This is a genomic window from Streptomyces halobius, from assembly GCF_023277745.1.
Lineage (GTDB): Bacteria > Actinomycetota > Actinomycetes > Streptomycetales > Streptomycetaceae > Streptomyces > Streptomyces halobius.
This window is the reverse complement of sequence record NZ_CP086322.1, coordinates 1,484,814-1,510,189: the sequence shown is the minus strand read 5'-3', so window position 1 is coordinate 1,510,189 and position 25,376 is coordinate 1,484,814. Positions and strand designations below refer to the sequence as shown.

The 25,376-nt window shown below is 71.8% G+C and carries 20 protein-coding genes; 13 read left to right on the top strand and 7 right to left on the bottom strand.

The features are described 5' to 3' along the window. The first annotated feature begins 71 nt into the window (after nucleotides 1–71). The 5 genes from K9S39_RS07290 to K9S39_RS07270 all read left to right on the top strand — a co-directional run bounded on the left by K9S39_RS07290 (nucleotide 72) and on the right by K9S39_RS07270 (nucleotide 5,791). The gene (locus tag K9S39_RS07290; RefSeq protein ID WP_248862511.1) at nucleotides 72–554 is read left to right on the top strand and encodes a phosphatase domain-containing protein; all 483 of its coding nucleotides are present in this window, start codon (nucleotides 72–74) and stop codon (nucleotides 552–554) included. Between the two features lie 315 nt (nucleotides 555–869). Next, nucleotides 870–1,868, top strand: a complete 999-nt coding sequence (locus tag K9S39_RS07285) for an NADPH:quinone oxidoreductase family protein (protein WP_248862510.1) — start codon at nucleotides 870–872, stop codon at nucleotides 1,866–1,868. After that, on the top strand, nucleotides 1,865–3,049 hold the full coding sequence (locus K9S39_RS07280; RefSeq protein WP_248862509.1) for an acyl-CoA dehydrogenase family protein: 1,185 nt from the start codon (nucleotides 1,865–1,867) through the stop codon (nucleotides 3,047–3,049). The genes K9S39_RS07285 and K9S39_RS07280 overlap by 4 nt, the downstream gene beginning before the upstream one ends. Further along, the gene (locus K9S39_RS07275) at nucleotides 3,046–4,257 is read left to right on the top strand and encodes an acyl-CoA dehydrogenase family protein (RefSeq protein WP_406707882.1); all 1,212 of its coding nucleotides are present in this window, start codon (nucleotides 3,046–3,048) and stop codon (nucleotides 4,255–4,257) included. Before K9S39_RS07280 ends, K9S39_RS07275 begins: the two co-directional genes overlap by 4 nt. A gap of 190 nt (nucleotides 4,258–4,447) precedes the next feature. Continuing rightward, nucleotides 4,448–5,791: a hypothetical protein gene (locus K9S39_RS07270; protein WP_248862508.1), complete on the top strand. Its 1,344-nt coding sequence runs from the start codon at nucleotides 4,448–4,450 to the stop codon at nucleotides 5,789–5,791. Between the two features lie 123 nt (nucleotides 5,792–5,914). Here the strand turns inward: K9S39_RS07270 and K9S39_RS07265 are convergent, their stop codons facing one another. Beyond that, entirely contained in the window at nucleotides 5,915–6,436 is a 522-nt protein-coding gene (locus K9S39_RS07265) for a cell wall hydrolase (RefSeq protein WP_248862507.1), read from the bottom strand. A gap of 118 nt (nucleotides 6,437–6,554) precedes the next feature. Here K9S39_RS07265 and K9S39_RS07260 point away from each other — a divergent pair, with 118 nt between their 5' ends. Then, complete coding sequence (locus K9S39_RS07260; protein ID WP_248862506.1) at nucleotides 6,555–7,787, top strand: S1 family peptidase; 1,233 nt, start codon at nucleotides 6,555–6,557, stop codon at nucleotides 7,785–7,787. 71 nt (nucleotides 7,788–7,858) lie between these two features. Here the strand turns inward: K9S39_RS07260 and K9S39_RS07255 are convergent, their stop codons facing one another. Next, a complete protein-coding gene (locus tag K9S39_RS07255) occupies nucleotides 7,859–8,653 on the bottom strand; it encodes a DeoR/GlpR family DNA-binding transcription regulator (protein ID WP_248862505.1) in 795 nt (264 codons plus the stop codon). Between the two features lie 283 nt (nucleotides 8,654–8,936). Between K9S39_RS07255 and K9S39_RS07250 the strand changes: the two genes are divergently transcribed. Genes K9S39_RS07250 through K9S39_RS07230 form a run of 5 tightly spaced genes read left to right on the top strand, consistent with a single transcriptional unit; the run spans nucleotide 8,937 to nucleotide 15,166 of the window. Next, entirely contained in the window at nucleotides 8,937–10,259 is a 1,323-nt protein-coding gene (locus K9S39_RS07250; RefSeq protein WP_248862504.1) for an MFS transporter, read from the top strand. Between the two features lie 12 nt (nucleotides 10,260–10,271). Beyond that, the gene (locus K9S39_RS07245; protein ID WP_248862503.1) at nucleotides 10,272–11,960 is read left to right on the top strand and encodes an FGGY-family carbohydrate kinase; all 1,689 of its coding nucleotides are present in this window, start codon (nucleotides 10,272–10,274) and stop codon (nucleotides 11,958–11,960) included. Next, entirely contained in the window at nucleotides 11,953–13,464 is a 1,512-nt protein-coding gene (locus K9S39_RS07240) for an FGGY-family carbohydrate kinase (RefSeq protein WP_248862502.1), read from the top strand. Before K9S39_RS07245 ends, K9S39_RS07240 begins: the two co-directional genes overlap by 8 nt. Next, nucleotides 13,461–14,087 (top strand): histidine phosphatase family protein, encoded by a 627-nt coding sequence (locus K9S39_RS07235; protein ID WP_248862501.1) that lies wholly within the window; start codon nucleotides 13,461–13,463, stop codon nucleotides 14,085–14,087. Before K9S39_RS07240 ends, K9S39_RS07235 begins: the two co-directional genes overlap by 4 nt. 41 nt (nucleotides 14,088–14,128) lie before the next feature. Beyond that, nucleotides 14,129–15,166, top strand: coding sequence for a 2-hydroxyacid dehydrogenase (locus tag K9S39_RS07230; RefSeq protein ID WP_248862500.1), 1,038 nt, complete (start codon nucleotides 14,129–14,131; stop codon nucleotides 15,164–15,166). Between the two features lie 47 nt (nucleotides 15,167–15,213). Here the strand turns inward: K9S39_RS07230 and K9S39_RS07225 are convergent, their stop codons facing one another. The 3 genes from K9S39_RS07225 to K9S39_RS07215 form a co-directional block, all read right to left on the bottom strand. Then, complete coding sequence (locus K9S39_RS07225; protein WP_248862499.1) at nucleotides 15,214–16,887, bottom strand: IS1182 family transposase; 1,674 nt, start codon at nucleotides 16,885–16,887, stop codon at nucleotides 15,214–15,216. Between the two features lie 138 nt (nucleotides 16,888–17,025). Next, the gene (gene lysX / locus K9S39_RS07220; RefSeq protein ID WP_248862498.1) at nucleotides 17,026–20,343 is read right to left on the bottom strand and encodes a bifunctional lysylphosphatidylglycerol synthetase/lysine--tRNA ligase LysX; all 3,318 of its coding nucleotides are present in this window, start codon (nucleotides 20,341–20,343) and stop codon (nucleotides 17,026–17,028) included. Nucleotides 20,344–20,369: 26 nt separating this feature from the next. After that, nucleotides 20,370–21,572 carry a L,D-transpeptidase family protein gene (locus tag K9S39_RS07215; protein ID WP_248862497.1) on the bottom strand — a complete coding sequence of 401 codons (1,203 nt, stop codon included), beginning with the start codon at nucleotides 21,570–21,572 and terminating at the stop codon, nucleotides 20,370–20,372. 275 nt (nucleotides 21,573–21,847) lie between these two features. Between K9S39_RS07215 and K9S39_RS07210 the strand changes: the two genes are divergently transcribed. Together K9S39_RS07210 and K9S39_RS07205 are read left to right on the top strand one after the other, a co-directional pair. Next, nucleotides 21,848–22,042: a hypothetical protein gene (locus tag K9S39_RS07210; protein WP_248862496.1), complete on the top strand. Its 195-nt coding sequence runs from the start codon at nucleotides 21,848–21,850 to the stop codon at nucleotides 22,040–22,042. After that, nucleotides 22,039–23,232, top strand: coding sequence for an MFS transporter (locus K9S39_RS07205; RefSeq protein WP_248862495.1), 1,194 nt, complete (start codon nucleotides 22,039–22,041; stop codon nucleotides 23,230–23,232). Before K9S39_RS07210 ends, K9S39_RS07205 begins: the two co-directional genes overlap by 4 nt. Here the strand turns inward: K9S39_RS07205 and K9S39_RS07200 are convergent. Together K9S39_RS07200 and K9S39_RS07195 are read right to left on the bottom strand one after the other, a co-directional pair. Then, complete coding sequence (locus K9S39_RS07200) at nucleotides 23,221–24,414, bottom strand: phosphodiester glycosidase family protein (protein WP_406708128.1); 1,194 nt, start codon at nucleotides 24,412–24,414, stop codon at nucleotides 23,221–23,223. The genes K9S39_RS07205 and K9S39_RS07200 overlap by 12 nt on opposite strands. Before the next feature lie 243 nt (nucleotides 24,415–24,657). Further along, entirely contained in the window at nucleotides 24,658–25,335 is a 678-nt protein-coding gene (locus K9S39_RS07195; RefSeq protein ID WP_248862493.1) for an N-acetylmuramoyl-L-alanine amidase, read from the bottom strand. Between the last annotated feature and the right edge of the window lie 41 nt (nucleotides 25,336–25,376).

Below are 25,376 nucleotides of genomic sequence, written 5' to 3'. Positions count from 1 at the left end.
GTGGTGACGGGCTTCGGTGGTGACTGGGCGACAGGGATTGTCCGGAATGGAGAGAACGGGATGAACGCGGCATGACGACACTCCCCTTGGCGGTCTTCGACCTGGACGGCACCCTCGCCGACTCCGGTCACCGGCAGCATCTGCTCGAACGCACCCCACGCGACTGGCGGGCCTTCTTCGCGGCGGCCCCCGACGACCCGCCGCTAGCCGAGGGGGTGGCCCTCGCGCTGAGCAGCGCCGAGGACTGCGAGGTCGTCTACCTCACCGGCCGCCCCGAGCGCTGCCGCCGCGACACCCTTGCCTGGCTCGCCCGACACGGCCTGCCGAAAGGCCGGTTGTGGATGCGCCCCGACAGCGACCGGCGCCCGGCCCGGCACACCAAGCTGGAGATACTGCACCGCATGGCCGAGGGTCGTAAGGTCCGAAAAGTCGTCGATGACGATGAACTCGTCTGCGACGCATGCGAGAAGGCCGGATTTCCCGTCATACGGGCGAGGTGGGCGATGTCGTCCGAGGCGATGAAGGGGGCTCAGGGGGTGGAGGGGCGTACGTAGGCAGGGGCCCGTACGCGGGCACGGGTAGGTAGGCGTCTCCGAAGCGGTTCAAGCGCCCCGTCGGACGCCCTGACCCGTACAGGTCAGCCGCTGCACGGCGCCGAGTCCGCCGGCCGGTCCGTTCGGCGGAGGCCGGGGCGCTGAGCAGGCGGCAGGACGCCGGAGACCTTTCCGTGAGCTGTTCCGCCGGGCGCAGAGCTGTTCCATCGGGCATACCGACCGCTTAGTATGTCGAGTGGCGCGACGGCGACGGAGCCGCGGCGGCCGCCGGGCTTCCCGCGCCACCCGTACATCCGAGGTCTGTGGAGGCACCAGGTGAAGGCATGGCGCGTACACGAGAACGGCGAGCCGCGTGCGGTGATGCGGCTGGAAGAGGTGCCGGATCCGCAGCCGGGCCCCGGGCAGCTGCTGCTGCGGGTACGGGCCGCCGATGTCAACTTCCCGGACGCGCTGCTGTGCCGCGGCCAGTACCAGGTGCGGCCGCCGCTGCCGTTCACCCCGGGTGTGGAGATCTGTGGCGAGGTGCTGGCGGTGGGGGAGGACGCGGCCGGTGAGACCGGCGCGCGTGTGCTCGCCCAGCCCCCGCTGCCCGACGGCGGGTTCGCGGAACTGGTGGCCGTCGACGCGGCGACCGTACGCCCGGCCCCGGAGGCGCTGGACGACGCCGAGGCCGCGGCCTTGCACATCGGCTACCAGACCGGCTGGTTCGGACTGCACCGCAGGGCCCGTCTGCAGGCGGGGGAGACCCTGCTGGTGCACGCCGCGGCCGGCGGTGTCGGCAGTGCCGCCGTGCAGCTCGGCAAGGCCGCCGGCGCGCGGGTCATCGGGGTGGCCGGCGGCGCGGACAAGGTCCGCATCGCCCGCGAACTGGGCTGCGATGTCGTCCTCGACCGGCGCACCGACGACATCATCGCGGGCGTGAAGGACGCCACCGGCGGGCGCGGTGCGGACGTCGTCTACGACCCGGTGGGCGGCGACGCCTACGCCAAGTCCGTCAAATGCATCGCCTTCGAGGGCCGGATCATCGTCGTCGGCTTCGCGAGCGGTGTCGTTCCCACCCCCGCCCTCAACCATGCCCTGGTGAAGAACTACGCGGTCCTGGGCCTGCACTGGGGCCTCTACAACGCCCAGGACCCGGCCGCGGTCGACGCCTGCCACGAAGAGCTCGGCAAGCTCGCCGCACAGGGCGTGATCAAGCCGCTCATCGGCGGGCGGGTGCCGCTGGACGGCGCCGCCGAGGCCGTGCAGCGGGTGGCCGACGGCACGACCACCGGACGGCTCGTCGTGCTCCCCGGAGCGGAGGCGGCGCGATGACCGACGCCGCCGACCTGCGGCGACGCACCGCCGAACTGCTCGCCGCGCACCCTGCCGCGGACACCGGGCCGCTGGACTTCCTGCGCGCCCGCTTCGACGCCGGACTCGCCTGGGTCCACTTCCCGGAGGGACTCGGCGGGCTGGACGCGCCGCGCGCCCTGCAAGCGGTCGTGGACGAGGAACTGGCGGCCGCCGGCGCCCCCGACAACGACCCCCGACGCATCGGCATCGGCCTCGGCATGGCCGCCCCGACCATCCTGCGGTACGGCACCGAGGAGCAGAAGCGGCGTTTCCTGCGCCCTCTGTGGACCGGAGAGGAGGTGTGGTGCCAGCTGTTCAGCGAGCCCGGCGCCGGATCGGACCTGGCGGCGCTGGCCACCCGCGCGGTGCGTGACGCGGCCGGAAACTGGGTGGTGGACGGACAGAAGGTCTGGACGTCCAGCGCGCACCAGGCCCGCTGGGCGATCCTGATCGCCCGCACCGACCCCGGCTTGCCCAAACACCGCGGGATCACCTACTTCGTCTGCGATATGACCGACCCGGGCGTCGAGGTCAGACCGCTGCGGCAGATCACCGGTGAGGCCGAGTTCAACGAGGTCTTCCTGACCGGCGTCGCGATCCCGGACGCGCACCGCGTCGGCGAGGTCGGCGAGGGCTGGCGGGTCGCGCAGACCACGCTGATGAACGAGCGGGTCGCCATCGGCGGCGCCCGCATCCCCCGCGAGGGCGGAATGATCGGCGTCGCCGCCGAGAACTGGCGCGCCCGGCCCGAACTGCGCACCCACGATCTGCACCAGCGGCTGCTGAAACTGTGGGTGGACGCCGAGGCCGCCCGGCTCACCGGGGAGCGGCTGCGCCAGCAGCTGTCCCAGGGCCAGCCGGGACCGGAGGGCAGCGGGATGAAGCTGGCCTTCGCCCGCCTCGCCCAGGAGATCAGCGGCTGGGAGGTGGAGTTCCTCGCCGAGGGCGGCCTGACGTACGACGACTGGACGCTGCGCCGTCCCGAAGGCGTCGACTTCACGGGACGCGAGGCCGGCTACCGCTATCTGCGCGCCAAGGGGAACTCCATCGAGGGAGGCACCTCGGAAGTGCTGCTCAACATCGTCGCCGAACGTGTGCTGGGCCTGCCGCCCGAGCCGCGCACCGACAAGGACGTCGCGTGGAAGGACCTCCCCCGATGACCGCCCCGATGACCGGTGGGACACCCCGGCGGAGCGCCCCGGCGCCCGCTCCCGACCCTGAGCCCGACCTGCTGTACTCCGACCACGAGGAGGCGCTGCGCGACGCCGTACGGTCGCTGCTCGCCGACCGCAGCGATCCGGCCACCGTACTCGCCCGTCTGGAGTCGGACGCCCCGTATGACGCCCGCCTGTGGCGCTCGCTCGCCACGGACATCGGCGGCGCCGGGCTGCTGGTCCCGGAGAAGCTCGGCGGACAGGGCGCGAGCGCCCGCGAAGCGGCCGTCGTCCTGGAGGAACTGGGCCGCTGTGTCGCGCCCGTCCCCTATCTGACCAGCGCCGTTGTCGCGGTGGCCGCGCTGCTCGGCTGCGACGTGGCCGAGCCGGAGGTCGCGGCGCTGCTCGGTGCCCTCGCCGGGGGAGGGACGGTCGGTGTGCTCGCACTCCCGCTGGCCACCGCACCGGGCGCGGCGGCCGATGGGCCGGTGGCCGGCGGGACGGGTTTCGGCTCCGTACGCGCGGCGGGGGACGGCGCCTTGGTCGGCCGGGTGACCTCGGTGGCGGACGCGGCCGCCGCTGAGACCCTGCTCGTACCGGCCCAGGGGCCCGACGGCCCGGCCCTCTACGCGGTCGACGCGGCGGCGGACGGCGTACGCACCGATCCCTTCATCCCCCTCGACCTCACCCGCCCCCTCGGCCACCTCACCTTCGACGGTGCCCCTGGCCGCCTCCTGGCCACCGGGGGCCGCGCCCGCGCCGCCGTCGAACGGGCCCTGCTGACCGGCGCCGGGCTGCTCGCCTCGGAACAGCTCGGCGTGGCCGAATGGTGCCTGGCCGAAACCGTTCGCCATACGTCGGAGCGCACCCAGTTCGGCCGCCCCGTCGGCTCGTTCCAGGCGCTCAAACACCGGATGGCGGCCCTCTGGCTGGACGTCGCCTCGGCCCGCGCGGCCGCCCGTAACGCCGCCGACGCGCTGGCCACGGAGAGCCCCGACACCGCGGTGGCGGTGGCCGTCGCTCAGGCGTACTGCGCCCCGGTCGCGGTGCGGGCCGCGGAGGAGTGCCTCCAGCTGCACGGCGGCATCGGTATGACCTGGGAACACCCGGCGCATCTGTTCCTCAAGCGGGCCAAGAGCGATGAACTCGCCCTCGGCACGCCGGGGCGGCACCGGGAGGCACTTGCGGACCTCGTGGCGCTGGCCGCGCCGTAGCGCCGGACCGCCCGACCGGTCGGGCGAGGGCGAGTCGGCAGGCGGGCCCGTGGTCCGGTGGGACACGGCGGCGAGCCGGCAGGCGGGCGCGGGGGACACTCACCGCGCCCGTCCTGGCCTCTCGCCCGGCACCGCCCGCCATATGACAGGGGATGTCCAGAAATACGCCCGTTCGGGTAGCGTCGTAGGCATGAAGACCGCAATCCGTCGTGCGCTGTTCGGACCGGTACTGCTGCTGATGGCCGTCATGCTGGCGATGGTCACCGCGTTGGCGCCGGGTGCTCATGCCGCCGACGGTCTCGACGAGGCCGCGGCGGCCCTGAAGCAGGGCCCGGTCTACGTCGACCCGCGGGCCGCGGACCGGTTCTCCCAGGCCGAGGCGGACGCCCTGGCCAAGAAGATCAAGGACGCCGACAAGCCGGTCTTCGTCGCGGTGCTGCCGAAGGCCCCCGAGTTCCAGCCCGAGACGCTGCTGCAGGATCTGCGCACCAAGGTCGGCATCAGCGGTGTCTACGCCGTTGAGCTCGGCAAGGGCTTCAACGCGGGCGCCGACCCCGCCGTGATGTCGCGCAGCGCCGTCGACAACCTGGTCGGAGCGGTCAAGCGCTCCCAGTACCCGACGGTCACCGAGCGCCTGAACAGCTTCGTCGACTCGGCCGGCACCCAGGCCAACGGCCGTGCCCCCACCGCCTGGGACGCCGGCGCCGGCGGCTTCGACGTCGGCACCGCGGTAGGCCTCGGTGCGCTGGTCGTCGTCGGTGGCGGCGGCGCCTACGCGATCGCCCGCCGCAACCGCAAGCGGCTGGAGGCCGAAGAGCGCGCCGCGCTGGAGGACCTGCGGGTCGTCGTCGACGAGGACATCACCGCCTTCGGCGAGGAGCTGGACCGGCTGGACTTCAGCCCCGGCGAGCCCGGCGCCGACGACGCGATGCGTGCGGACTACAGCCATGCGCTGGACGCGTACGAGAACGCCAAGTCGGCCATGGCGGCGGCGGAGCACCCCGGTGAGGTCCGGGCCGTGACCGAGGCCCTGGAGGACGGACGGTTCTCGCTCGCCACGCTCGCCGCCCGCCGCGCGGGCGAGCCGCTGCCCGAACGCCGGCTGCCCTGCTTCTTCGACCCCCGGCACGGCCCGTCCGTCGTCGACGTCCAGTGGGCGCCGCCCGGTGGTGCGGAGCGCACCGTGCCGGTCTGCGCCGCGGACAAGACCCGCCTGGACGAGGGCATGGAGCCGATGGCCCGTACGGTCAGGACCGAGACCGGCGACCGCCCCTACTGGGACGCGGGCCCGGCCTACGGCCCCTGGGTCGGCGGCTACTTCGGCGGCGGCCTGCTCCCCGGCCTGCTCATCGGCACCATGCTCGGCAACATGATGATGACCTCCCCGGCCTACGGTGCCGACTTCGGCGGCCCCGGCGGCGACGTCTCCGGCTCCGACTTCAACCCCGATGACTTCGGCGGCGGTTTCGGGGACGGGGGCGGCTTCGACGCCGGTGGCTTCGGCGGGGACGGGGGATTCGGCGGGGGCTTCTGAGGCCGGCTGACCACCAGCAGGCCGCCCGTTGAGCGCCACCCGGCCGCCCACTGACCGCTGGCCGGCCGTCGGCCGACCGCCACCCGGCCGCCCCTCAGCGCCACCGGGCCGCCCGCTGACCGGCTACCCGGCCGCCCCGGTACCGACCGTCCCGACCGCACGCTTGGCGCCCAGAAAACGGGCATAGCGGGGGCGCGCCGCGAAGTCGGCATAGGTCCACACGGCCGGGCGGCCCACCTCGCGGCACAGATGCAGCACCTGGTCCGGGCCCAGGTGGACGCCCACATGCGCGCCGTACCCCGGAGGGCGGCCATCGACCGGGCCGCCGTCGAAGAGCACCAGGTCCAGCGGCCGCGGCCGGTCGGCGCGCCGGGTGGCCCGGTCGTCCGCCCACAGCTCCGCCGAGCGCAACGGCGGGACCAGCAGGCCGAAGTGGCGGAGCACGGCGTAGGCGTAGCGCTGGCAGTTCGCGCCGCCCGCCAGCGCGGAGACCGGCCCGTCGGTCCCGCCGTCCGGGCATTCAGGTGTCCCCGCTCCCGGATGGCGGGCGCCCGAGTAGGGGACGTTGCGGAGCACCTCCGGAAGGCCGGTGAGCGCGTATGGGCAGACACGGGGCGGGACTTGGCAGCTGCTGTCGGACGTCACCGGATCATGATGGCGGGGATCTCCTCGTGCCGCACGCATCGAGGTCGAGGACGCTCAACAGGCCGGATGCGACTCAGGCCGGACACGACGTGTTCCCGACACCGCGAGGAGATCCCCGATGCGACGCCGCTTTCCGAAGGCAGTTCTCTGGGGCGCCACGGTGGCCGCCGTCATGGCGGCCACCAGCCCGCTCAGCCCGGCACACGCTGTGCCGCAGTCCGATCCGACCCCACCCCAGCCGTCGTCACGCGGCATGCTCGACGCGATGCGCCGGGACCTCGGGCTGACGCCGGACCAGGCGCGCAGCCGGATCATCCAGGAGGCGGAGGCGCAGCGCACGGCGGTCGCCGTGCGCCGGGTGCTCAGCCGGCCGCCCGCCGGAATGTGGTTCGACAAGGCGGCCGGCAAGCTCGTCGTCGCGGTCACCGGCGACGACGACGCGCGGCGGGTACGGAACGCCGGGGCGATGCCCAAGACGGTCCCGCACAGCCGCGCCCAGCTCACCACGCTGGTGCGGCGGATCTCGAACCGGGCCGGTGACGGGGTGCCCGGCGTCACCGGCTGGGGCGTGGACGTCCGCAACAACGGCGTCGTCGTCCGTGTCAACCGCAAGGCCCGCACCGCCAGGACCGACGCCTTCGAGCGCGCCGTACGCGACCTCGGTAAGCGCTCGCGCATCCCCGTACGCGTCGAGCACAACGACCAGTCGCTGCGTCAGCAGGGCGGGCGGGTCATCGGCGGCGACAAGTGGGCGCCCGGAACCGAGGGCCTGTGCTCCATCGGCTTCTCGGTGACCGGACCGGGCGGCCACAAAGGGTTTCTGACGGCCGGACACTGCACCAATGACGCGGATCAGCACGCGTACGGCAAGGACGGCAGCCGTCTGGGCACCTCCAACCCGGGCGGGCGGCACAGCGTCAACGGGCGCGAGGGCGACTTCGGCTTCGTCGGGGTGGAGGGGGCGGACTGGACCCTGAGCCCGGACGTGGCGGCCGAAGGCGGCTCCCCGGTCGCCGTGACCGGCTCGCAGGACGGCCTGATGGGAATGTCCGTCTGCCACTCCGGGGAGGCCACCGGCTGGCACTGCGGCGAGATCACCGCCACCGACCAGACGGTGGACTACGGCACGGTCGTCGTCGAGGGGCTGTCGTACACCAACGCCTGCTCCGCGCCCGGGGACTCGGGTGGCTCGTACGTGACCGAGCTCCGTGCCCCGAAGGCCATCGGCACGCATTCCGGCGGCGGCAGCAACACCTGCGACAGCGGCTCCAAGGACACCGTCACCGTCTTCCAGCCGGTCCACGAGCCCTTGGACAAGTGGAACTTGAGATTGATGACGGTCGGTTCGTGAGCGGGCCGCGGGCAGGTCACCCGCGCGGCCCGGAAGCACCAGGGCCGCTACGGGCTGCCCCCGGACCGGCCTCAGGCGTTCGAGGACCCGCGCCCCGGCACCGCCATCACCTCCGTGCCGCCCGCGCGCACCGCCCGGATCTGCTCGGCCGGCAGCCCGTCGTCGACGATCAGCAGATCGAAGTCGGTCAGCGGCGCGAGCGCGTAGAGCCCGTCCTTGGTGAACTTGGTGTGGTCCGCGACCAGTACGCTGCGTGCCGCGCTCTCCATCATCGCCCACTTGACCTGCACCGTTTCCGGTGAGGTGTGATAGCAGCGGCCGTTGGTGACGGCCGTGGTGGACAGGAACAGGACATCGGCGCGAAAGGCCCGTACCGCGTCCGCGGTGTGCAGTCCCATGAACGCGTCATACGCCGGGAAGTACGCGCCGCCCAGTGTGATCAGCGAGATGCCGGGCTCCTTCGACAGGGTCGTGATCGCCGGGAGCGAGTTGGTGATGACGGTCAGCGGGGTGTGATGCGCGGCCTCGTGCGCCAGCAGCAGACAGGTCGTGCTGTCGTCGAGCAGCACCGTCTGCCCGGGGACCAGCAGCGTCGCCGCGGCCCGCGCCAGCAGTTGCTTGGTCTGCGCCATGGTGGCCATGCGTTCGGCGACACTGCCGTGGAACTGCGCCGACGGCAGCCCCGTCGCGCCGCCGCGCACCTTGCGCAGCCAGCCCTGCGCCTGAAGGGCGTCCAGATCGCGGTGCGCGGTCATCAGGCTGATGCCGAACTCCTCGGCGAGATCCGCGGTGCGGACGAAACCACGGGCGATGACGCTGTCCCGTATCCGCCGCCGCCGTTCCTCCTGGGCCTCGACCCGGTCCATCGCGCCGCTCCCTCATGGGTCCGTCGGTGTCCCCGGCCCTGCGTCACACCGCAGGGCGTGTGAACTGGCCGCGTTATGTTCGCATGGACTTTAACGTAGCGCGTGCGGTGGGTACGGCGTTCACACGGCTGCGACAGGGCGTTTACGCGCGGGCGCCGCGCGACGCAACATGGCAGGTCGTGGCCCTCATGCGAAGATTTCCGGCCACCATTGACGCCCCTTTTGGCCAGGCGGTTCGCTCGCTGCAGCCATCCCGCCTGCCGCCGCCGAAAGAGGAGTTTCGATGACGAACCTTCCTCCGCGTTCGCTGATCACACGTCTGGGCATGCCACCCACCCTCGCCTGGGGTTACTTCGGACTCCTGCTCTTCATGATCGGAGACGGGGTCGAGTCCGGCTATCTCTCCCCGTACCTGATCGACCAGGGGATGGCGGATTCCCGGGTCGCGGTGCTCTTCACCGTCTACGGCGTCGCGGCGGCCCTCGCCGCCTGGCTCTCCGGTGCCCTGTCCGACCTGTGGGGCCCGCGCCGCGTCATGTGGACCGGCCTGGGCATCTGGGGCGTCTTCCAGCTCGTCTTCCTGGTCGCGGCCATCCCCGCGACCAGCTATCCGTTGATGCTGCTCGGCTACGGACTGCGCGGCCTGGGCTATCCGCTGTTCGCCTACGGGTTCCTGGTCTGGATCGCCGGGGTGGCGCCGCGCGCACGGCTCAGCACGGCCATGGGATGGTTCTGGTTCGCGTTCACCGGCGGGCTGCCGACGCTCGGCTCGCTCGTCGCCGGCGGGCTGATCCCGTACATCGGCGCGTACGCCACACTGTGGGCGGCGCTGGTGCTGGTGGCGGTGGGTGGTCTGATCGCCCTGCTGCTCGTGCGGGACGACCGTGGCGGCAAGCGGCCGCAGGCCGACGGCGAGGGGCCGTTCGCCACGCTCCTCGGCAGTGTCACGATCCTGTGGCGCAACCCCCGGGTCGGCGTCGGCGCGCTGGTCCGCGTCATCAACACGGCCTCGCAGTTCGGCTTCTTCGTGATCATGCCGATCCACTTCACCAGGACCGTCGGCTTCGGCCTCACCCAGTGGCTGCATCTGCTCAGCGCGATGTTCGCGACCAATATCTTCGCCAACCTGCTGTGCGGATGGATCGGCGACCGGCTCGGCTGGCGGCACACCATCGCCTGGTTCGGCGGCGCCGGCTGCACCCTGAGCACGCTGCTGCTCTTCTACGTCCCGGACGCGGCGGGCGCCAACTTCCCGCTGGCCCTTGTGGTCGCCGCCTGCTACGGAGCTACGCTGGCGGGATACGTCCCGCTGTCCGCGCTGATGCCCTCCTTGGAGCCGAAGCACAAGGGACAGGCGCTGGCCGCGCTCAACCTGGGCGCGGGTGCCAGCACCTTCGTCGGTCCCGCCGTCGTCGCGGCCTTCGTCGGGCCGCTCGGCGTCGAAGGCGTCGTGTGGATCTTCGCGGGGATGTACGCGGTGAGCACCGTGCTGGCCCTCTTCCTGAAGCTGCCGGACGATGCGAGTAAGGCGGAAGCGACAGCGGACGCGGACGCCACCGGCGCCCGGCCGGGCACCGAGACCACCGCCGCCTCGGCCCCGGCGTGAAAGGACCCCCTGATGTCCGTACTGACCGTTGATGTCGGCACCACGATGATCAAGTCGGTGGTCTTCGACGACCAGGGCACCGAGATCGCGGTGTCCCGGCAGGCCACCGAGGTCCTCCGGCCGCACCCCGGCTGGGCCGAACAGGACATGGACGCCGTGTGGCACGCCGTGGTCCGCACCGTCCGCGCCGTCCTGGCCGACATGGCGGGGCGGGCCGACCCCGTCTGGCTGGTGTCCTTCACCGCCCAGGGGGACGGCGCCTGGCTCGTCGACGACCGGGGCCGCCCCACCGGACCGGCCATCCTGTGGTCCGACGGCCGGGCCGGGGACCAGGTCACGGCCTGGCAGCACGACGGCGTCCTGGCAGCTGCCTTCCGTCGGAACGGCTCGCTGACCTGCACCGGGATGCCCAACGCGCTCTGGAGCTGGCTCGCCGTGCACGACCCGGACCGGCTGGCGCGCTCCAGCACCTCGCTCACCGCCGCCGGCTGGCTCTTCCTCCGTCTCACCGGCGTCCGTGCCACCGACGAATCCGACGCCTCCGCCCCGTTCCTCGACCACGCCACCGGCGACTACGACCCGCACCTCCTCGACCTCTTCGGCCTGCGCGGATACGCGCGGCTGCTGCCGACCGTGCTGGGCGAGTCGGAGCGGATCGCCGAGCTCACCGCCGACGCGTCGGCCCAGCTGGGACTGCCGGCCGGGCTGCCCGTGGTGATGGCTCCCTACGACATCGCCGCCACCGCCCGCGGCGTCGGGGTGGTCAACCCCGGCCAGGCGTGCGGCATCCTCGGCACGACCCTGTGCACCGAGATCGTCCGCACCGAGATCGACACCAGCGGCGAACCGTCCGGCGTCAACATCGCCTACCGCGGCCGGGAACGGGTGCTGCGCGCCTTCCCGACCCTCAACGGCGCCGAGGTCCTCGGCTGGGCTGCGGACATGCTGGGGCTGGTCGGCCCGCCGGAGCTGGCGCATCTGGCGTTCCGGTCGGAGCCGGGCGCCCACGGGCTGCTGTTCCTGCCGTATCTCTCCCCGGCGGGCGAGCGCGCGCCGTTCCTCGACCCGCGCGCGCGTGGCTCCTTCTGGGGTCTGTCCCTGGAGCACTCGCGCGCCGATATGGCCCGCGCCGTCTTCGACGGGCTCTCGCTGGTCCTGCGCGACTCGCTGGCCGCCGCCCGTACGGACATCACCGAGCTGCGGCTGTGCGGCGGCGGCGCCAACAGCGACGCCTGGTGCGCGCTGATCGCCGATGCGACCGGGGTGCCGACCGCCCGCGCGGGGGACACCGAACTCGGCGCCAAAGGGGCGTTCCTCACCGGCCTGGTCCGCACCGGCGCGGAGAGCAGCATGCACAGCGCCGCCGCCAAGTACGTCCGGATGCGGAGCAGTTGGGAGCCGGACCCGGAGCGCGCGGAGTTCTACGCGGCGCTCTACGAGGACTTCCTGGGTCGGCGGGCACTCGCCCGAGAGGCCGGCCGGCGGGGCGGCGCCGTCTGGCGGGGGAGTTCGACGACACCCCCTGCGGCACGAGCCGGCACGGCATCCGGGCCGCCTTCCGGCACGGACGACGGCATCCCCCGGCAGCCCGCCGGCACCGCCCTCCCGGCCACCGGCCCCGTCCGCCCGACCGACGGCACCGCCGTCACCACCGGCCCCAGCGCCCCCACCACCACCGCCCCTGGAGGCACCCGTGTCTGACCCGCACACGCCCAGCCGCACCCCCACCCTCGACGGCACCTGGCTCGGCCTCGATCTCGGCACCCAGAGCGCCCGCTGTGTCGCCGTCGACGGCACCGGCCAGGTCCTCGCCTCCGCCTCCCGCCCGCTCACCAGCCGCCGCCAGGGCAAGTGTCATGAGCAGGACCCGGAGGAGTGGTGGACCGCGCTGGCCGGCGCCTGCCAGGAAGCCCTGCACGGCATCGACACCCGGCGGATCCGCGGACTGGCCGTCGACGGCACCTCCGGGACGATCCTCCTCGCCGACCCCGCCGGCACCCCGCTCACCCCCGGCCTGATGTACGACGACGGCCGCGCCATCGACCAGGCCGCGGCCGTCAACGACGCCGGGGCCGAGGTCTGGCAGGAGCTGGGCTACCGCACCATGCAACCGTCCTGGGCACTGCCCAAACTCCGTTGGCTCCTCGACCACGAACCGGCCACCACCCACCGCGGAGACCGGCTGCTGCACCAGGTCGACCTGATCACCTGGCGGCTCGCCGGGCACCAGGTCCCCAGCGACGCCAGCCACGCCCTCAAGACCGGCTACCACCTGATCGAGGAGAGCTGGCCGCACAAGGTGATGGCCGAACTCGGCGTGTCCGAGAGCCTGTTGCCCGATGTCGTACGCCCCGGCACGGTGCTCGGCACGGTGTGCGCCGACGCCGCCGAGGCCACCGGCATCCCCGAGGGCACCACCCTCGTCGCCGGGATGACCGATGGCTGCGCCGCCCAGATCGGCGCCGGCGCCCTCACCCCGGGCGCCTGGAACTCCGTCCTGGGCACCACCCTCGTCTTCAAGGGCAGCAGCACGCACCTCGTCCGCGACCCGGCCGGCGTGGTGTACTGCCACCGCTCGCCGGACGGCAACTGGCTGCCCGGCGGCGCCTCCAGCAGCGGCGCGGGCGTGATCTCCCAGTATTTCCACAGCGAAAACGTGGATGTGCTCACCGAGCAGGCCGCGGCCCTGGACCCGGACGCGGTCGCCTACCCCCTGGTCTCCACCGGCGGCGAACGCTTCCCCTTCCGCGCCCCCGAAGCCGAACCCTTCATCCTGGGACAACTCCCCACCCGAGCCGCCGAGTTCCACGCCTATCTGCTCGGCGTCGCCTGCCTCGAACGGCTCTGCTTCGACTATCTCGACCACATCGGCGCCCCCGTCGACGGACCGCTCACCTTCACCGGCGGCGGTGCCCGCAACGCCTACTGGTGCCGGCTCCGTGCCGATGTGCTCGGCCGCTCCGTACGCCTCCCGGACCAGGCCGAGGGCGCCATCGGCATGGCCGTGCTCGCCGCCACATCCTCCGGCGCCGGGCTCCGGGAAGCGGCCGCCGCCATGGTCCGGATCGCCGAGGAGCTCCACCCCGCCCCCGACCGCACCGCCCGCTACCTCCCCGTCTACCTCCGCTTCATCGACGAACTCACCCGCCGTGGCTGGCTCGACCAGACCGTGGCCGACCACGCCTGCAGGAGGGCCGCGCAGTGACCGACTTCATCCTCGTACGCCACGGCGAGACCGTGTGGCATGCGGAGAACCGCTACGCCGGCCGCACCGATGTGCCGCTCACCGACCTCGGCCACGAGCAGGCCGCGGCACTGGCCGACTGGGCCGCCACCGTCGGCCTCACCGCCATCTGGACCTCACCGCTCTCCCGCGCCCGGCTCACCGCCGGCCCCGCCGCCGACGCCTGCGGCCTCACCCCCCACGTCGACGAGCGCCTCTACGAGCTGGACTTCGGCCAGGGCGAGGGCCTGACCAGGGACGAGATGCGCCGCAGCTTCCCGCGGCAGCTGGACGCCTTTCTCACCGACCCGGTCGAGCACCATCTCCCCGGCGGCGAGGACCCGCGCCGGGCCGCCGGACGCGCCGCCGCCTGCCTGGCCGACATCACCCGCGCACACCCGCACGGCCGGGTCCTGCTGATCGCCCACTCCACCCTCCTCCGCGTCCTGCTGTGCCACCTCCTGCACATCCCGCTCGCCGACTACCGCCGGGTCTTCCCGGAACTCCACAACGGCGCCCTGACCGAGATCCGCGTCCAGAACGGCCAGACCGCGCTGCTGCGCCTCAACACGCCGGCGCCGACCGCCGCCCCGGCCTTCCCCTGACCACCCGCACCACATCCACGTCACTTCTGGAGAAACCCCCGATGACCACCCCCGTCCTCGCCGCCGGCAACCACTTCATCCGCCCGAGCCTGTTCACCGAGGCCGTCCGCAAGGCCGCCGGGGGCCTGCCGCTGAAGGTGCGCGAGCACCAATTCCCCTGGCCGCACACGCCGTTCGGCCCGGTGGCCGAGGTCATCGAGGCGTCCGGCACCGAGGACGAAATGATCGACGCCCTCCAGGGCATCGAGATCTGTGTCACCGAGCACGGCCCGCTCACCGAACGGATCCTCGCCCACTGCCCCGACCTGAAACTGTTCTGCACCAGCCGCGGCGGGCCGGTCAACGCCAACGTCGAGGCCGCCACCCGGCATGGCGTCGCCGTCTGCTACGCGCCCGGCCGCAATGCCACCGCCACCGCGGAACACACCCTCACCCTGATGCTCGCCGCCGCCCGCGGCGTCGGCGACACCCACACCGACCTCCGGCGCGGCGTCTGGCGCGGCGACTACTACGACTACGACAACTGCGGCATCGAGATCGACGGCGCCACCGTCGGGCTGATCGGCTTCGGCGCCATCGGCAGCCGGGTGGCCAAGGTCCTGGTGGCCATGGGCGCCGAGGTCCTGGTCCACGACCCTTATGTGCGGCCGGAGGCGCTGGCGGGCATCGCCGAACAGGTCTCCCTCGACGCACTGCTCCGCCGCTCCCGCATCGTCTCGCTGCACGCCCGGGTGACCGAGGAGACCACGGGCATGATCGGCCGCGCACAGCTCGCCGCCATGCCCCGCGGCTCCGTCCTCGTCAACTGCGCCCGGGGCGCCCTGCTGGACTACGACGCGGTCTGTGACGCCCTGGAGGACGGCCGGCTGTCCGGCGCCGGCTTCGACGTCTTCCCGGAAGAGCCGCTGCCGGCCGGCTCCCGGCTGCTGACCGCGCCCGGTGCGGTCCTCACCCCGCATATCGCGGGCGGCAGCCAACAGGTGGCACACAAGGCCGCGCACCTGGCCGCCGCGGAAGTCGGCCGCTACCTGCGCGGCGAACCCCTGGTCCACTGCGCCAACCCCGAAGTCCTGCGCTGAGCGACGGACACGAAGCGGCCCCGCACCGATTCGATTGACACTGTTGGTTAATTCGGGGCCTGCTTCGCCCCGCCGATCGCTTGGTCGGCGGGGCGAAGCATTGCGAAGTGGCTGGTCCGGGTGGGGGCCGGAGGTCTGTGGGCCAGGTGGGCATCGATGCGCGCGAGGTTGATCGCGGCGCCAGTTAGTTGATGCTGGAGGCTTGTTTTGGCCAGTCCGCGGTAGCGCGATCTGCGCAGGCCACAGCGATGGACACCTTGGGAAATGGTGCCCTCAACGCCAGCGCGGAGTTGGTATCGCTCTTGCCAGCGCGCGTCCTGCTGCTCGGTCCGGCGCTGGCGCACAGCCTCATGGACATCCTGCTCCTGGATCGTCAGTCTGCGGCGCGGTCCGCGAGTGCACGATTCCTTGACAGGGCAGGGCCGGCAGTCGGCTTTCGAGAACTGCACGCGGATCTCGACTTTGTTCCGGATCGGTTCTCTCGCCCAACGGGTGTTGGTCTTCCCGCCTGGGCAGGTCACCTTCTGGCGATCCCAGTCGATGGCGAACGCGCTGACGGGAAAGCCCGTCTTGGACCTTTCCTGCCAACCAGTGCTGGACAGGACCGGGCCAACAAGGTCCACGCCGTGATCGCGGCGTGCCGTCACGATGTGCTGGGAAGTGACGTAGCCGGCATCGACCAGGTGCTCGTCGGGAAGCAGACGGCGCTGAGCCAGGTCAGTGTGGATCGCCGGGACCAGATCGAAGTCGGCGACAGTGGAGTCGGTGGTGGCGACATGTGTGATCAGATTTGGGGCGTCGCCGCCGCAGGTTTCGGTGAGGTGCACCTTGTACCCGTCCCAGAAAGTGTCGCGCTTCACGCTGCTGCGCGCCTCGGTGTCATAGGGAGTGACTAAGCGTGTCGCGCCTGGCGGCCGGTCTTTCGGGTCCCGCCGACTCACCGCGCCGTCCACCTGGTGGAACTGCTGCACCCACACCTGCCGCAGAACCTCCACCCGATGCACTGCACGCAGTCCGGGAGGCGCGTCGGGCCCGAAGACGGCCTCCAGCAGCCGCGTCCCGTCCATCCCGATGCGACGGCCGATCTCTTCCCGCTTGGTGCGGGCCTTGGGGAACCGGGAGTCTTCGGCGCGGCTGACGTAGTGCTTGAACCAGTTCGGATCTGCGATCTGCGCCAGCCACTCGGGAGCGGTAGGAGCGAGGGTGTTCAGGGCCGCACGCAGCGTCTCGGAGACCATCTCCAGCCAGCACAGCTCCCGTGTCGAGGACAGGACATGTGTGGAGTCGGTCCGGGCCTTGCCTCCGCCCGTGAGCAGTCCCTTGTCACGGGCGGCAACGAGGATGCCGTCCAACACCCGTTGTCCGGCATCTTCGTCGATCAGGCGGTCCCGGAACTCCGACAGCACCGAGAAGTCGAAGCCGGGATCCGCAAGATCCAGCCCCAGGGCGTATTTGAAGTCGATCCGTGCTCGCACCGCTTCCGTGGCCTGCCGGTCGGTGAGCCCCTCGACGAACTGCAACACCAGCACCAACGCCAGCCGGCCCGGCGACCAGGCAGGTTTCCCCCGTGCTGGGAAGAGATCCGCGAACTGCTCATCACCGAACAACGGCCCCAGCTCGTCCCGGCCCCGGATCGCCAGGCTCCCCTTGGGAAACGCCGCCCGCGCTACCCGCACCGTCTCCGCCGGGATCTCACCCGGCCCACTCGGCCGCATCGACACCGACACCCTCCCCATACGACAACGTCGGTTCTCAAGACCACAACCAGATCTTGCGAACCGACGTCACGCGAGGCCCCGAATTACTGTAACCAACAGCGTCACCCGAGGTGAGTGCGGGGCCGTCCCGTACCGCGTTGGTCACCGCCGCCGGACCAGCGGGAACGGCAGCGTCTCCCGGATGGACAGACCCGTCAGGAACATCACCAGCCGGTCCACGCCGATACCCAGCCCACCCGTGGGCGGCATCGCGTACTCCAGGGCCTGGAGGAAATCCTCGTCCAGCTCCATCGCCTCCGGATCACCGCCCGCCGCCAGCAGCGACTGCGCGGTCAGCCGCCGCCGCTGCTCCACCGGGTCGGTCAACTCCGAGTAGGCGGTGCCCAGTTCCGTGCCGAACGCGACCAGGTCCCAGCGCTCGGCGAGCCGCGGGTCCTTGCGGTGCTGACGGGTCAGCGGCGAGACATCGGTCGGGAAGTCCTTGTAGAACGTCGGCAGCGTGGTCTTCTCCTCGACCAGCCGCTCGTACATCTCCAGGACGATGTCCCCGCGCCCCATCTCCGGCTTCACCGGCACCGACGACGCGTTGCACAGCCGCCGCAGCACCTCCGGCTCGGTGTCCGCGTCGACCTCCTCGCCCAGCGCGTCCGAGATCGCGCCATAGACGGTCTTGACCGGCCAGATGCCCGAGATGTCGTGCTCGACCAGCCGCCCGTCGGCGTCCGCCTTGCGCGCCGTGGCACTGCCGAACGCCGCGACCGCCGCCCCCTGGATCAGCTCCCGGGTCAGATCGAGCATCACGTCGTAGTCGGCGAACGTCTGGTACGCCTCCAGCATCGTGAACTCGGGGTTGTGCTTGTACGAGATGCCCTCGTTGCGGAAGGTCCGGCCCATCTCGAAGACCTTCTCCATACCGCCCACGCACAGCCGCTTGAGGTACAGCTCCGGCGCGATACGGAGATACAGATCGAGGTCGTAGGCGTTGATGTGGGTATGGAACGGCCGGGCGTTGGCGCCGCCGTGGATCTGCTGCAGCATCGGCGTCTCGACCTCGAGGTAGCCGCGGTCGATCAGCCCCTGCCGCAGCGCCTGCACGGCCGTGCTGCGCGCCCGCACGGTGTCCCGTGCGTCCGGCGAGACGACCAGATCCACATACCGCTGACGGACCTTGGCCTCCGGATCGGACAGACCGCGCCGCTTGTCCGGCAGCGGACGCAGGCACTTGGCCGTCAGCCGCCACTGCGACACGAACACCGTCAGCTCACCGCGATCGCTGGCGCCGACCTCGCCCTCGGCCTCGACATGGTCGCCCAGGTCGATGTCCGCGGCGAACCGGTCCAGCGTCTCCGCGCCGCTGCCGTCCCGGGTCAGCGCGATCTGCAGATCGCCCGACCAGTCCCGCAGCACCGCGAAGAGCACCCCGCCGTGGTCCCGGGTGAGCAGCACCCGCCCGGCGACCCTGACGGACGTGCCGGTACGCGCACTGGGAGCCGGGTCCGGGTACGCGTCGCGGACCCCGCCCAGGGTGTGCGTACGCTCCACGCCCACCGGATACGGGTCGGTGCCGTTCTCGCGCAGCCGCTCCAGCTTGTGATGGCGTACCCGCACCTGCTCGGGCAGCGCGGCCAGCTCCTGCTTCCGCCGCTCCTCCTCGGTGGCCGGTGCCGCCTGCACCAGGCCGAGTTCGTCCAGCGACGGCAGACCCGCGGTGCTCGCCGGGGCCAGCACCTTTTTCTTGTGGCCCTTGCCCCACAGCTTGCCCAGGCTCGGTACGGCCACGAAGCCCTCGGCGATGCCGGAGCCCAGGGCGATCCGGGCGAGCGCGCCGGCGTCCGCGTAGCACAGGAACCGCGGGTACCACTCGGGGTCGTACTTCGCGTTGGACCGGTAGAGGGCCTCCAGCTGCCACCACTTGGAGAAGAACAGCAGCAGCCTGCGCCAGAACTTCAGCACCGGGCCCGCACCGATCCGGGCGCCCTCCTCGAAGGCCGACCGGAAGACCGCGAAGTTCAGCGAGATCCGGCGCACTCCGAACGACCCGGCCTGCGCGCACAGCTCGGCGACCATGAACTCCATGACGCCGTTGGGCGCGGTGCGGTCACGGCGCATGACGTCCAGCGAGATGCCGTCCTCGCCCCACGGGACGAAGGACAGCAGCGCGATCATGTTGCCGTCGCCGTCGAACGCCTCGGCCAGCAGACAGTCCCCGTCCGCCGGGTCGCCGAGCCGGTCCAGGGCCATCGAGAAGCCGCGCTCGGTCTCGGTGTCCCGCCAGGCGTCCGCCCGGTGGATGACCTCCTGCATCTCCGCGTCGGTGAGCGCCGCGTGCCGGCGGACCCGGAAGGTGGCGCCGGTGCGCCTGACGCGGTTGACGGCCTGCCGCGTCACCCGCATGTCGCGGCCGTCCAGCTCGAAGTCCTTGACGTGCAGGATCGCTTCGTCGCCGAGCTGCAGCGCGCCGAGACCGCTGCGCGCGAACGCCTTGGCGCCGTCCTCGCTGGCGCCCATGACGGCGGGCTGCCAGCCGTACCGTCCGGCGACCTCCAGCCATGCCTCGATGGCCGGCGTCCACGCCTCCCGGTCGCCGACCGGGTCACCGCTGGCCAGGCAGACGCCGGCCTCGACGCGGTAGGTGACGGCGGCCTTGCCGCTGGGGGAGAAGACCACGGCCTTGTCCCGGCGGGTGGCGAAGTAGCCCAGCGAGTCCTGGCTGCCGTAACGGGCCAGCAGGGCCCGGATCCGGGACTCCTCGTCGCCGTGCAGCGCGGCCTCCATCCGCTGCGAACGGAACAGCGCGGCCGCGGCGTTGAGCAGCGCCAGCGCGCCGAGCAGACCGAGGACGGTGCTGATCCAGTGCGGCGGATGGCCCTCGATGATCCGGCCGCCGACCAGCCCGCCGCAGACGCGGTTGGCGGCCCACAGCAGCCGGTTCGCGGCGCCGGACTCCAGCGTCCCGGGGATGAGCGAGACCAGGCCCCAGCCGATCAGTACGGCCGCCACCAGTCCGGTGGCCAGCACCCCCGCGGCCCGCAGGAACGCGCCGCGCCGGGTGATCGCGTAGAACTCGCGGTGCGAGACGAGCAGCAGTACCAGCGCTCCGGTGCACAGGACCAGGGAGAACGCGAACTCCCAGTATCCGGCCGCCAGGAACAGCGCGTCCGCCAGCGTGACCAGCACCATGTAGGCCACGGCGCACCACAGGGCGACCCGTTTGCGCGCGGTCATCGCCGCGGCCAGCAGGAGGAGGAACGCCGCGTAGGCGAAGTTCGGCGCCACCGGGATGGTGAGGGTGTCCAGCCAGTAGATCGCCGGGCGGAGCCCGCGCCGCAAGGGCCCGATCAGCGCCGTGAGGGCGCAGAACAGCCCCAGTACGCTGAAGATGATGGCGAAGCCATTGGGCACGCGGCGCTTGAAGCGCTGCCACCCGGTGAGTTGATCCTGGTCCTGCACGGTGCTCATTCCGTCACATTAGGCTCTGAAAGGGGTCAGCTGCTCGACGAGAGGGCGCTGTTTCGCAGCCACCGGGACCAGTCGACCATCCAGTCTCCGATCCCGTTGGACAGGTCAGCTCTCCCTCGTACGGAGGATCCGGTGATCTCGAAGGGATCACCTACCCGGATCTTGCCGTACAGCCAGTCCGCGTCCGAATCGGTCATGCCGATGCAGCCCGAGCTGGCGTTGATCCGGCCCATGTCGCTCGCGTTCCAGGGCGCGGCGTGCGCGTAGGTCCCGGAGTCCGTGAGCTTCATCGCGTCGCGGACCGTCTTGTCGTACGGCTCGCCGAGGCCCACGGTCTTGGAGTTCATGGTGATCGTGCCCTCCTTCGCCATCAGCGGGAAGGTCCCGGTCCATGTCGCGTGCTCGGCGTCCGGCTTCCCGGCCGAGACGGGAATGCTCCGGATCTTCTCGCCGTTCTCCACGAACGACAGACGCTTGGCATCCAGGTCGACCTTCACCACCTGGCTTCTGCCGATGCCGAAGGTCAGGTCGTAGTCCTTGGCGAAGTAGCGGCCGCCGCCGGAGTCCACCCCGTTCAGCTCGGCCCGCAGTGTGACGGTGGTGCCGGGCTTCCAGTACTCCTTGGGCCGCCAGTCGATGCGGTCCTTGCCACTGTGGTCCTTCACCCAGCCCCATGATCCGGTCGTGTGGTTGCTGGTGGTGACCTTGAGATGGTTCTCCACCGCGGCCTTGTCGGTCACCGGGAAGTCGAAGGTGATCATGATGGGCTGGGCGATGCCGACGGTGGCTCCCTGCGAGCCGGGGTTGAGCACCAGCTTGTTGAGCTTGTCCGCCTTCGCCGTGATCAGCGATTCCTTGACGTCGAACGTGCCGCCCCGGGCGTTCTTCGTCCGGGCGACCACCGAGTACTTGGTGTCCGGCGTGGTCTTCGCGCTGGAGGTCCAGACGGTGCCGCCGTCCCCGAGCCCGCCGGGCAGCAGACGGCCCATTGGGTCGGTCACCGTCACATCGGTGAGCACCCCGCCACGCGCGGTCACCTTGAGCTTGTCACCGGCCTGCACCGTCTTGGTGCCCTTCGCCGCGCCCAGTCCCACCTGCACCGGGTCGCCCTTGGATGCCGACGCCGCGCTGCCGCCGCACGCGGTGAGTGCGATCAGGCCGATCAGTGGGATCAGCGCGCGGGCGACGCGGGACGGCCGCGGGCGGCCGGGGGCGGGGGGCAGGCTCATGTGCGGGGCTTTCCGTCAGCGGTGGGGATCGGCGGCGATGTCGGCCGCTAAGACGGCCGATCGGAGTGCTCCGTTGCAGGGAGTGATGTGATACACGTCACGCCGCCATGAGGGTGAGGGGGTCGGAGGCCCTGGACGGGCACCCCGAAAAGCCCGCGCGGTAACCCGCAGTCATCACCCGGTCGGAGCATCCGGCATCGAACCTGGCATATCCGAAATGCGCCAAACTGGCCACCCATTGCCGTCCGTTCGGGCGGCGGTCGAGGAGGTGTCCCATGGCTATTTCGATCTCAATCGTGCTCCTGCTGACGATCTTGACGGCTATCTTCCTGCGCAGCGGAAAACTCAAGTTCTCGCACGCCCTGGTCTGCGGGCTGCTCGGCTTCTACCTGGCGAGCAGCAGCCTCGCCCCGGAGATCCACAACGGCCTCTCCGGCGCTGCGGATGTGGTGAGCAGTGTGCGCCCGTGACGGTGGCCGCCTACCGGAACCTCGTTCTCGCCACCCTCGGCCTCACCCTCACCTTCTGGGCGTGGAACCTCATCGCCCCCCTCGGCGACGCCTTCACCACCGACCTCGGCCTGACCGGGGTCGAAGAGGTGGTGCTGGTCGCCGCGCCGGTGCTGGCCGGCTCGCTGGGCCAGGTACCGGTCGGCGCGCTCACCGACCGGTTCGGCGCCCGGGTGATGTTCCCCCTGGTCTCCGCGCTCACCATCGTGCCGGTGCTGCTGCTCATCCCCGCCCGCCACCACTACCCCACACTGCTCGCCGCCGGCTTTCTGCTCGGCCTCGGCGGCACCACGTTCGCCATCGGCATCCCGCTCGTCAACGGCTGGTTCCGGCCCGGCCGCAGGGGCCTTGCCCTGGGGGTCTTCGGCATGGGCATGGGCGGCGTCGCCCTCTCCGGCCATCTGACGCCCCGTATCCACGCGTACGACGAGAACCTGCCGTATCTCGTCGTCGCCATGGTGCTCGCCGTCTTCGCGATGCTCGCCGCGCTGATGATCACCGACGCTCCCGACCGGCCCGTCCCGCAGACCTCCGTCACCACAGGTCTTGCCGTGGCCGGCCGGCGTCCCGTCACCTGGGAACTGGCCGCGCTGTACGCGATCGGCTTCGGCGGCATCGTCGCGTTCGGCGTCTACCTGCCGACCTATCTGCAGACCTGGTACGGCCTCGACGCCACCGACGCCGGCACCAAGGCCGCCGGATTCGCGCTGGTCACTGTCCTCTTCCGGCCCATCGGCGGCTGGTGCTCGGACCGGGTGCACCCGGCCGTCGTCACCGCCGGGGCGCTCGGCCTGGTGGCGCTGCTCGCCGTCGTCCAGGCCCTGGACCCGTTGCTCCACCCGCTGGGCACCGTCGATTTCCTGGGCATGGCGGCCGGCCTCGGTGCCGCATCCGGCTCGGTCTTCGCCCTGGTCCCACGGGTGACCCCACAGCACCGGATCGGCAGCGTCACCGGCATCGTCGGTGCCATGGGCGGCCTCGGCGGCTTCGTACCCCCGCTCGTCATGGGCGCCGTCTACAGCGGCAAGGGCTCCTACGCCGTCGGCTTCATGCTGCTCTCCGACCTCGCGCTGGCCGGCTGCGTCTACGCCTTCGGCCGGATGCGCACCACGGACGCCGACACCACCCGGACACCGGACTCACCCCAGTGAGAACACCCCGATCGCATTGGGCACCGGGCGTTCCGCGCCGCCCGAAGGATGGTTGCGCACGACGACCCTGGGGCCGGACAGGTCGCGCGGATCGCGGGTGACCAGCGTCGAGGACCCGCCGCCGTCCAGATTGACCGCGTCCCGCGCCCCCAACCGGTCCATCACCACGGCCAGTTCACGTACCGTCAGGCGGGCCCGGTCCGCCGCCCCGTCCAGCGCCATCAGATACAGCACCCGGCCCCCGCCCCCGGTCCCCGCGGCGGTCCGCACCGCCGGAGTCACCGAGTCCAGCCCGTCCACCGGCCGGTCGTTCCGCACGATCGGGAAGCCGCCGACCGCGAACCGCAGCGGCCCGGGACCTCGGCCCACGAGACGATGGCCCACACTCACCCGATCCCCGAGACGCAGCTTGCGCAGCTGCCGCGCCCCTTCCTCCCGTCCCACCAGCACCACACTCCCCGCGGCGACCCCGCCCCTGCCCGGCCGCTCCGCACGCGCCACCACCCGCCCGTGCCGCACCGTCACCTCCGCGGTCTCCGCACTGCACGGCGCGGCCCGGTCGGTGTCCGTACCGCAGGTCGCCCGTACCCGGGATGTGCCGCCCCACCGCGCGGTGTACGCCCCGACGCCGTTCACGGGCAGCGCGTACTGGTTGAGCCCGCGCAGCGGCAGCGTCCCCTGCGCGGTCCGCACCGCACCGCGCAGCGTGAGCCGGTCCAGCCGCGCCCGGCGGTCGTGGCCGACGCCGATGACGTCCTCGGTGCTCGCGCCGGGCGGCATCACCGGGCCGAAGCGCTGCCCGTCCGGCACCGCACCCTTCAGCTCCCGCCCGGCCGCGACCGCCGGGCCGACCGGGGCGCCGGTCGCCTCCACGCCCGGGTGCTGGGTCTCGCTGATATGGAAGAAGTCGCCGTTCACCGCGCCCACCGCGCCCCGCACATGCGCCAGTTGGGACACCGGCGACCGAGCACCGACCGCCCCCGGATGCAGCAGATTCACCGCGACGCGTGGATCGGTGAGATCGACCGTCAGCAGATGCCCGTGCGCCGTGCCGCGCTTCACCGGCACCCGGAATTCGCCGTACTTCACACCGGGCGCCAGCGCCACGGCATCCGAGAGACGGAGGGCGCCGCCCGCGGCGGTGGCCCGCGCGGCATCGGCCACCCCGCCGCCGAGCAGCATGCCCCACGCCACCAGCACGGTGAGGAACGCGCGGACCCGACCGAACCGCTGTTTCACGAGCCCTCCTGACGTCGCGTCAATGATCCCTGGGTGCCGGAGACGCCCGCGATGACCCGGAGATGTCATGAGCGTGCACACTCGCCGAACGGGCGGCATTTGAGCGCGGTACGGCGCATCACGCCATCCGCACCGCGCGCGACGCCATCTGTACGGCGCACCATGTCATCGGCACGGCCCGCCACGTCATTTGGCGGTGCGCCGGGACGCCGCCTCGACCAGGTCCATATAGCGGGCCCAGTCCCAGTGTTCGCCGGGATCGGTGTGGTCGGTACCGGGCACCTCGACATGGCCGATGATGTGCTCCCGGTCCTTGGGGATGCCGTAGCGGTCGCAGATCGCCGCGGTCAGCAGCGCGGACTGCTCGTAGAGCACATCGGTGAACCACTTCGGATCGTCGATCCAGCCCTCGTGCTCGATGCCGATGCTGCGGGTGTTGTGGTCCCAGCTTCCGGCGTGCCAGGCGACATTCCGTTCGCTCACGCAGCGCGCGATATAGCCGTCGGCGGACCGTACGACATAGTGCGCGGCCGCCTTGTGGTTCGGGTCCTGGAAGAGCCGGATGGTGTCGTCGTAGGTCTCCTGGGTCACATGCATCACGACCAGGTCGACCTGATACTGCGTCGGGCGGTTTGCCGCGGTGAAGTTGGCGGGGTCGGCGGGCACCCAGTGGCAGGGGGGATAGTCGGCGCCGCCGCCCTGCGGGTCGGGGTCCGGAGTGGTGTCGTCCGGCGGGCGTGGGGGCGGCGGCGCTGCCGCGCGTGCGGTGGCCGCCGTGAACGGAGGGAGTGCGGCGGCCGCGGCGAGCGCGGCAGCGCCGGTGAGCAGACGTCGTCGGGCCGGGGAGGGGCGGTCGTGCTCCATGTGAACTCCTGACAAGGACCGAGCGGGTCGCGTACATGTCA